The sequence below is a fragment of the Deinococcus pimensis DSM 21231 genome, from assembly GCF_000519345.1.
GTDB classification, from domain to species: Bacteria; Deinococcota; Deinococci; order Deinococcales; family Deinococcaceae; genus Deinococcus_A; species Deinococcus_A pimensis.
Genome location: NZ_KI912668.1, coordinates 99,647 through 107,674, shown reverse-complemented (window position 1 = coordinate 107,674; position 8,028 = coordinate 99,647). Strand labels below are relative to the sequence as shown.

The 8,028-nt window shown below is 71.6% G+C and carries 6 protein-coding genes; 3 read left to right on the top strand and 3 right to left on the bottom strand.

Going from position 1 to position 8,028, the window contains the following annotated elements; all coding sequences use genetic code 11:
- Positions 1 to 60 precede the first annotated feature (60 nt).
- On the bottom strand, positions 61 to 1,965 hold the full coding sequence (locus DEIPI_RS0118445; RefSeq protein ID WP_027482739.1) for an MDR family MFS transporter: 1,905 nt from the start codon (positions 1,963 to 1,965) through the stop codon (positions 61 to 63).
- Positions 1,962 to 2,462: a MarR family winged helix-turn-helix transcriptional regulator gene (locus DEIPI_RS35755; protein ID WP_052351822.1), complete on the bottom strand. Its 501-nt coding sequence runs from the start codon at positions 2,460 to 2,462 to the stop codon at positions 1,962 to 1,964. Before DEIPI_RS35755 ends, DEIPI_RS0118445 begins: the two co-directional genes overlap by 4 nt.
- A 455-nt stretch (positions 2,463 to 2,917) precedes the next feature.
- Between DEIPI_RS35755 and DEIPI_RS0118435 the strand changes: the two genes are divergently transcribed.
- Both DEIPI_RS0118435 and DEIPI_RS0118430 read left to right on the top strand, forming a co-directional pair.
- Positions 2,918 to 3,820 carry an aminoglycoside phosphotransferase family protein gene (locus tag DEIPI_RS0118435; protein ID WP_211238316.1) on the top strand — a complete coding sequence of 301 codons (903 nt, stop codon included), beginning with the start codon at positions 2,918 to 2,920 and terminating at the stop codon, positions 3,818 to 3,820.
- Positions 3,817 to 4,797 carry an alpha/beta fold hydrolase gene (locus tag DEIPI_RS0118430; RefSeq protein ID WP_084474547.1) on the top strand — a complete coding sequence of 327 codons (981 nt, stop codon included), beginning with the start codon at positions 3,817 to 3,819 and terminating at the stop codon, positions 4,795 to 4,797. The genes DEIPI_RS0118435 and DEIPI_RS0118430 overlap by 4 nt, the downstream gene beginning before the upstream one ends.
- 53 nt (positions 4,798 to 4,850) lie before the next feature.
- Here DEIPI_RS0118430 and DEIPI_RS0118425 read toward each other — a convergent pair whose 3' ends face one another.
- Positions 4,851 to 6,050 (bottom strand): MFS transporter, encoded by a 1,200-nt coding sequence (locus DEIPI_RS0118425; RefSeq protein ID WP_027482736.1) that lies wholly within the window; start codon positions 6,048 to 6,050, stop codon positions 4,851 to 4,853.
- Between the two features lie 171 nt (positions 6,051 to 6,221).
- Here DEIPI_RS0118425 and DEIPI_RS0118415 point away from each other — a divergent pair, with 171 nt between their 5' ends.
- Positions 6,222 to 7,610 carry an RtcB family protein gene (locus DEIPI_RS0118415; protein ID WP_027482735.1) on the top strand — a complete coding sequence of 463 codons (1,389 nt, stop codon included), beginning with the start codon at positions 6,222 to 6,224 and terminating at the stop codon, positions 7,608 to 7,610.
- The last annotated feature ends 418 nt before the right edge of the window (positions 7,611 to 8,028 follow it).

Genomic DNA, 8,028 nt, shown 5'->3' with positions numbered 1-8,028 from the left:
TGCGCCCGCGCGAAAGGAAAGCCCGGGACGCGCGTGGCGTCCCGGGCGGCAGGCCGGCGGTTACTCCGCGACGGGCGCGGGGGGCGGCCCGCGGCGGGCCTCCAGGCGGCGGTCGGGCAGGAACAGCACCGCGATCCACGCGAGGAGGATCACGACGATCCCGAAACGGTAGATGTGCGCGACGCTGTTCGCGAAGCTGACCTTCACGGCGCGGCCCACCTGATTGATCGTGTCGCGCGTCTGCGCGACGGCCTGCGTCTCGGCGGCGTCGAGACCGCTGCGCACCTGCGTCAGCACCTGCGTCTGCCCCTGCGGGGAGCGGATCGCGTCGGCGGGGACGCGCCCGAGACCGTCGCGCAGGCCCTGGGGAAGCTGGGGATTCTGCCGCAGCGCCACGAACGTGGCGGGGTCACCGCTGCGGACCGCGCGCTCGATGCGGGCGTACTGCTGGTCGAAGGCGGCGCGGACGCCCTGCTCGGCCTGACGGGTCGCGGCGGCCGCGTCGAAGCTGCTGCCGCGTCCGCCCTCGCCGCCGCCGCCGGTGCCGTTCTGGAAGCCGCTGAGGCGCTGCCGCAGCGCGGGCGGCGCGTCCTTCACGATGGGGGCGAAGTTCTCGCGGAACTGCGCGGCGAGGGTGCTGGTGAGGACCGCGCCGAAGATGGCGACGCCGATGGTGCTGCCGAGCTGCTGGAAGAACGTGCCCGCCGAGGTGGCCACGCCGATCTGGTAGGGCGGCACGGCGTTCTGCACGGCGAGCGTGAAGAGCGCGACGGTCGGGCCGAGTCCGAGGCCCACGAGGACCATGCGGGCGGCCAGCATGGGGTAGCTGGTGTCCGCGCCGATGGTGGACAGCCACCAGAAGGCGAGCGTGGCGAGCGCGAGCGCCACGACCAGCAGGGGCTTGTAGCGTCCGATGCGCGCGGCGGTGAGGCCCGCGCTCTGCGCGCCGAGGATGAAGCCGAAGGTGAGGGGGATGGTGGCGGTCCCGGCGGCGGTGGCGCTGAAGCCCTTGACGTTCACGAGGTAGAGCGTGAGGAAGAGCACCGCGCCGAGGAAGCCCGCGCCGACGAGGAAGCGCGCGATCATCGTGAAGGTGATGGTGGGGTTCTTGAAGAGCGCGAGCGGCACGATGGGGCTGGGGTGCCTCGCCTCCCACGCGATGAACGCGACGAGCGCGGCGGCGCTGAGGGCGAACAGCCCGATCAGGGTGGGGCTGGTCCAGGCGTAGGTGTCGTCCGCGCCCCAGGTGAGCGCGAGCAGCAGGGGCACCGTGAAGATCACGATGAGGGCCGCGCCGACGTAGTCGACGATGGCCTTGAGGCCGCTGGCGAGGCGCGGCATGCGCGCCGCGATGAAGCCCAGCGCGACGAGGCCGAGCGGGAGGTTGACGTAGAACACCCAGCGCCACGAGAGGCTGTCGGTGAGGAAGCCGCCGAGCAGCGGCCCGACGACGCTGGACAGGCCGAAGACCGCGCCGAACAGGCCCTGGTAGCGGGCGCGGTCACGAGGCGCGAAGATGTCCGCGACGATCGCGAACGCGACGGTGGCGAGCGCCGCCGCGCCGATGCCCTGCAGACCGCGGAACACGACGAGCTGCATCATGCCGCCGCCGAAGAGCCCGCCGAGCCACGGCTCGCCGGAGAGGCCGCACAGCGCCGACCCGAGCAGGAACACGACGATGCCGAACATCAGGATGGGCTTGCGTCCGTACAGGTCGGAGAGCTTCCCGTAGATGGGCACCATCGCGGAGCTCGTGAGGAGGTACGCGGTCGTGACCCACGAGTAGAGGCTCAGGCCGTTGAGCTCGTCGGCGATGCGCGGCAGGGCGGTGGACACGATGGTCTGGTCGAGGGCGCTGAGGAACAGGCCGAGCAGCACGCCGAACACGATGAACTTCTTCGTGCGCAGGTCGAGGACCTCGGCGTAGTTGATGTGCTGCGGGGGTTGCGGTGGTGCCTGGGTCATGCTTCTCTCCGGTGGGCGCACTGGGCGCGGGGGGACGGGGGGAGGTGCTCGCGGACGTCGCGGCAGGCGGCCTCGAAGCGCGCGAGGACGTCCTCGGGGAGGCCGCTCAGGAGGCGCGTGAAGGCCTCCACGGTGGAGCCCTCGATGCGGGCGAGGACCTCGCTCGCGGCGGGCGTGAGCAGGACGTGCTTCTGGCGGCGGTCCTCGGGGTTCTCGCGGCGTTCGAGCAGGCCGCGCCGGACGAGACGGTCGATCATGTGGCTCGTGGCGGGAAGCGAGAGCCGTCCGGCCTCGGCGAGCGCGCCGACGTGGAGGCGGCGGGCGTCGCGCAGCATGAAGAGCAGGCCGAGCTGACGCAGGGACAGGTCGAGCGTGTCGAGTTCCTCCATGACGTCCTGCTGGAGGCCGCAGAAGACGAAGCCGAGCAGGTGTTCGAGGGTTTCGCCCGCCTCGTGGGCGAGCTCGTACTTCGGGTCGGGGACGGGCAGTGAGGACACGCTTGCAAGCCTAGAACATTTTCAATTCTGAAAGTAAGGATAGGCCACAAGGCGGAGCGGGAGGTCCGGCGATACCTCACCCGGGCAGGCGAAATGACCCGGGCTTCCTTCGCCGTTCCCCATTCGGCGCCCGCGTTCTGCCCGTCATGCCGGGAGGGCGCCGCACGGCGCGGGAGGCCACTCATGAACGGAAACGACATCACCGCCCTCGGCTTCAGCGGCAAGCTGCACGCAGCCGTCCAGTGGGCGCCAACCATCTACGCGAATCGTGCGGCGTCACGAGGCGCCGCAGCGGCCGTACGGCCCGCACGGCTCCCTGCGGACCGGCGAGGGCACGAAAGCGAGCTTCGACGTGTCGATGGTCGGCGCTGACCGGCCGAGCCACCCCTCCGGGCCGGACGGTCCGGGAGGACCTCGCCGCACCTCCGTCCGCGCCGCATGGCACCATGGCCTTTGTGAGCACACCCCGACTGCACGAGAACGAACTGCACGTGGACACGGCCCTCGTCGAGCGGCTCGTCGCGTCGCAGTTCCCCCGGTTCGCGCACCTGGGCGTCCGCCCCGTGAGGGCGCTCGGGACCGTGCACGTGCTGTACCACCTCGGCGACGACCTCGTCGCGCGTCTGCCGCGCGTGGGCGTTCCGCGCGAGGAGATCGACAAGGAGCACGCGTTGCTGCCCCGCCTCGCGGCTCACCTCCCCGTGGAGATCCCTCACCCGGTCGCGCGGGGCGCACCCACGCCCGAGTACCCCAGCGAGTGGTCCGTGTACACCTGGCTGCGTGGCGAGAACCCCGAGCCGGGCGGGCTGAGGGACCCCAGGGGATTCGCCCTGGACCTGGCGGACTTCGTTCGCGCCCTGAGACGGTTCGACGTCCCGGACGCGCCGCCGAGCGAGCGGGGCCGCCGCCGCCTCCGTGACCTCGACGCGTCCGCTCGCGCGTCGATCGAGGCGGCGCGGGCGCTCGTCGACGCGGACGCCGCCACACGCGCGTGGGAAACGGCCCTGCGCGCGCCCGAATGGGACGGACACGCCGTGTGGGTGCACGCGGACCTGCTGCCCGGCAACCTGCTCGTCCGCGAGGACCGGTTGAGCGGGGTGCTGGACTTCGGCTCGCTCGGCACGGGCGACCCGGCGAGCGACCTGAACGTCGCGTGGAGCGTCCTACCACGTGACGCGCGCGAGGTGTTTCGCGGCGCGCTCGGCGCGGACGAGGGAACGTGGGCGCGCGCGCGTGGGCTGGCGCTCGTGATCGCGCTTCAGGCGCTGCCGTACTACCGGCACACGCACCCGGCGTTCGCGCGCGCCGCGCGCTTCACCATCGACGAGATCCTCGATGAGCACGGGAGGCAGGGATGAACCCGCCCGAACCACCAGACGACGCGCTCCCGAAGGGCATCGGCGCGCCCGCCACGCGGGCGTTCCACGCCGCCGGGATCACGCGCCTCTCGGACCTCACGCGCCACACGGAAGCGGCGCTGCTCGCGCTCCACGGGGTCGGTCCCAAGGCCCTGCGCGTGCTGCGGGACGCTCTGGACGCCCGCGGACTCACATTCGCCGGGACTGCCGAACGAGGGCAGGTCGTGCGGATCGACGACCTCGACCTGTACTACGAGGAGTACGGCAGCGGGGAGCCGCTGGTGCTCCTGCACGGCTTCGGAGGGTGCGTGCAGAACTGGCACCCGTTCGTCGAGGCGTTCTCGGCCGCGTATCGGCTGATCCTCGTGGACCTGCCTGGACACGGGTTCTCCACGAATCCTGCGCGGACCTTCACGCATCGGCAGGCGGCTCGGGACGTGCTGCTGCTGCTCGACCGACTGAACGTCACGCGCTTCTGCGCGATGGGCATGAGTACCGGCGGGATGACGCTGCTGCACATGGCCACCCTCCAGCCCGAGCGTGTCGACGTCATGGTGCTGATCAGCGCAACGCCCACCTTCCCGGATCAGGCCAGGACCATCATGCGCAGAGCGTCGTTCCGCACCATGCCGGCGGACGTCGTGGACATGTACCGGGCGTGCGCGCCACGAGGGGACGCGCAGATCCGCTGGCTCATCGAGGCCTTCAACGCGCTGGGCGACGACCGGGACGACATGAACTTCTCCGGCCGTGAACTGTCACGCGTCACGGCGCGGACCCTCGTCGTGCACGGCGACCGTGATCACTTCTTTCCTGTCGAGATGCCCGTCCGTCTCTACCAGGGCATCCCGGAGGCTTCGTTGTGGATCGTTCCGGACGGCGGCCATGTCCCCATCCATGATCCCGCGGTCGGGTTCGCCACAACCGCGCTGCGGTTCCTTCAAGCGCCTTGGGGTGATTCGACCGGGGCCACGTGACCTGCCGCCGGCCCGGCAACATGGGACGGCATCTTCACTGGGCCTGTGCATCATCAAGCGCGCGCCAAGGCGTGGTGGTTGACGTGCCTCACGAACAGCAGCGCGATCACGAGCGCCAGCCCGCCCGCCAGCGCGAAGGTCGCGCGCAGCCCCACCGTCTGACCCAGCACCCCGCCCAGCAGCGCGCCGAGCGGCGCGGCCCCGGCGACCAGGAAGCGGTACGCGCCGCCCACCCGGCCCCGCAGGTCGGGCGGCACGAGCTGCTGACGGAGTGACACCCGCACCACGCCCGACACGCCCAGGTTGAGGCCGTCGAGGACCAGCAGCGCCGCCAGCAGCGCCGGCGCGGCGAGGACGCTCAGGCCGAGGTACACGAGCCCCACCACGAACACGGAGCCCAGCACGGTCGTTCCCGCGCCGACGCGCCGTGACACGTGCGGGGACAGCACGCTGCCGAGGACGTGCCCGACCGCGCCCGCCGTGAGCAGCGCCCCGTACCCGACCGGACCGACCCCCGGCAGGGACGTCGCGAACAGCACGAACAGCGCGAACACGGCCGCGTCGAGCAGCATCGTGAGGGCCATCAGCACCGCCAGGGCGCGCAGGGGCGCGTTCGACCACAGCCACCGCAGACCGCCGCGCACCTCACGCCACCACGATCCACCCGCGGCGGCCCGCACCGCGTCACGAGGTAACGTCGAGATCAGCGCGGAACTCCCGAGGAAGCTCAGGGCGTTCACGAGAAACGGCAGCCCGGGCAGGGCGGCGAACAGCAGCCCTCCGAGGGGCGGGCCGACGAACTCGTTGCTCGTCACGGTCGTGGCGTACAGCGCGGCGTTGGCGTCCTCCAGATGCTCGGCCTCCACGAGGGACGGCACGAGCGTCTCGGCGGTGCCGTCCGCGAGGGTCTCGGCGGTGCCGAGGACGAACGCGAGCGGGTACAGCAGCGCGACGTGGACCTGCCCGCCGAGGACGGCGAGGGCGAGCAGGCCGAGCAGGACGCCGCGGCTGACGTGCGCGACGAGGAGCAGGGTGCGCCGCTCGACCCGGTCGATGAGCGCGCCGAAGGGCAGGGTGAACAGCAGGGCGGGCAGCGTGGCGAAGACCGCGAGCCCCGCGACGACGAGCGGATCACGCGAGAGGGACGCGACGAGCAGCGGCAGCGCCGCCCGGCCGATGCCGTCTCCGACGTTCGCGCTCGTGCTCGTCAGCCACAACCGCCGGAAGGGGCGTCCCGCCCGCCACGCGCGCATGACCGAGCCTAGCGCGTCTCGTCGGGGGTGGCGAGCACGTCCACGACCGTGAGGGTTCCCGTCATGTCGCTAGGCGCAATGACCCAGCCTTCCTTCGCCATTCCCCCATTCCGCCCGCACGGACGCCCCGCCATGCTGGGAGAGCGCGATCCACGCGCGGGAAGGTCACTCATGAACGGAAACGACATCACCGCCCTCGGCTTCAGCGGCAAGGCGATCGGCCTCGCCCTGGGCGCCGCCCGCGAGCGCGCCAGGGAAGGCGTCACGAACCAGGACGTCCTCACCGAGCTCGCGCACGTCCAGCACCACCCGGAGAGCTTCACCGACGATCCCGCGTACGCCGCGCTCGCCCGCGAGCTGCTCGGACAGCAGGCGCGGGTACCCGACACGCTGCGCGACCGCCCCCTGGCGTACCGGCAGTGGGGCGAGGACCTCATCGAGGAGGGTGCACGCGCGCAGATGGACACGGCGATGCGGCTCCCCGTGAGCGTGGCGGGCGCGCTGATGCCCGACGCGCACTTCGGGTACGGACTGCCCATCGGCGGCGTCCTCGCCACCGACAACGCCGTCATCCCGTACGGGGTGGGCGTGGACATCGGCTGCTCCATGCGCCTCAGCGTGCTCCCCATCGAGGGGCTCTCCCGCGACGAGGAAGCCCGGCTGCTGCGCCGCAACACCCGCTTCGGCGCCGGGGGCTCCTGGGAGCGCAAGGTGAGGCCCGACCACGACGTCCTCGACGAGGACACCTGGGACGAGTTCCCCCTGCTGCGCCAGCTCCGCGACAAGGCCGCCGAGCAGATCGGCACGAGCGGCTCCGGCAACCACTTCGTGGAGTTCGGCACCTTCACGCTGGAGCAGCCCGACCTCGGGCTGGAGCCGGGCGAGTACGTGGCGCTCCTCTCCCACAGCGGCTCACGCGGGTTCGGCGCGCAGGTCGCCGGGCACTACACGAGGGTCGCGCAGAACCTTCACCCCAGGCTCGACCCGGACGCGCGCAAGCTCGCGTGGCTCGACATGGGCCACGAGGAGGGCGAGGCCTACTGGGCCGCGATGGAGCTCGCCGGGCGCTACGCCCTCGCCAACCACGAGGTGATCCACGACCGCATCTCGAAAGCGCTCAAGGTCACGCCGCTCGTGACGGTCAGCAACAGCCACAACCTCGCGTGGAAGCAGACGCTGGGTGACGGACGCGAGGTGATCGTGCACCGCAAGGGCGCCACGCCCGCCGCGCAGGGTCAGCTCGGGATCATTCCGGGCAGCATGGCCGACCCGGGCTTCGTGGTGCGCGGCCTCGGCAACGCGGACGCGCTGGAGAGCGCCTCGCACGGCGCGGGCCGCCAGATGGGCCGCAAGCAGGCCGAACGTCAGCTCGACCGCGCGGCCGTGACGAAGTACCTGGAGGAGCGCGGCGTGACGCTGCTCGGCGGAGGCATCGACGAGGCGCCCATGGCGTACAAGCGCATCGAGGAGGTCATCGCGCGCCAGCAGGACCTCGTGGAGGTCGTCGCGAAGTTCACCCCGCGCGTCGTGAAGATGGACACCGGCAAGGAGGACATCTGAAAGCCAGGCTACGGAACGCGTGCCACACGCGTCCCACAGGCCACATGGCTTAAGGGGCCTTCCTGATTTCGCCGATGTTCTCATGACACTCGCGCGCCATACTGCGTCCGGCAGGGAGGCGGGAAACGCGCCGGGCGCGAGCCCGCCGACCACCGGACCCCAAGAGCTCACGAGGGAGGCGCCCACCTCGGAAAAAAAACGGACGCGCGAGCGGGAACGAGCGAAGGATCGGTGCAATTCCGGTCGCCCGCACCACCAGGGGAGCCACGCGAACGCGTGAGCTCCCCACTCCTGGTTCTGGCGGACGGTACACTGCCCCGCATGACGAGCCGACCCACCCTCACGAACGCCGGGCGCGTCCGGGCCTTCCACGACGCCATCGGCGCCGCGCTGCCCGCGCGGCCCAGCGCGCCCTCCC

What these genes read in the sequence shown, in the direction of transcription:
- DEIPI_RS0118445 (WP_027482739.1), bottom strand. Translation starts at nt 1,965, where the DNA reads ATGACCCAGGCACCACCGCAACCCCCGCAGCACATCAACTACGCCGAG.
- DEIPI_RS0118430 (WP_084474547.1), top strand. Translation starts at nt 3,817, where the DNA reads ATGAACCCGCCCGAACCACCAGACGACGCGCTCCCGAAGGGCATCGGC.
- DEIPI_RS0118425 (WP_027482736.1), bottom strand. Translation starts at nt 6,050, where the DNA reads ATGCGCGCGTGGCGGGCGGGACGCCCCTTCCGGCGGTTGTGGCTGACG.
- DEIPI_RS0118415 (WP_027482735.1), top strand. Translation starts at nt 6,222, where the DNA reads ATGAACGGAAACGACATCACCGCCCTCGGCTTCAGCGGCAAGGCGATC.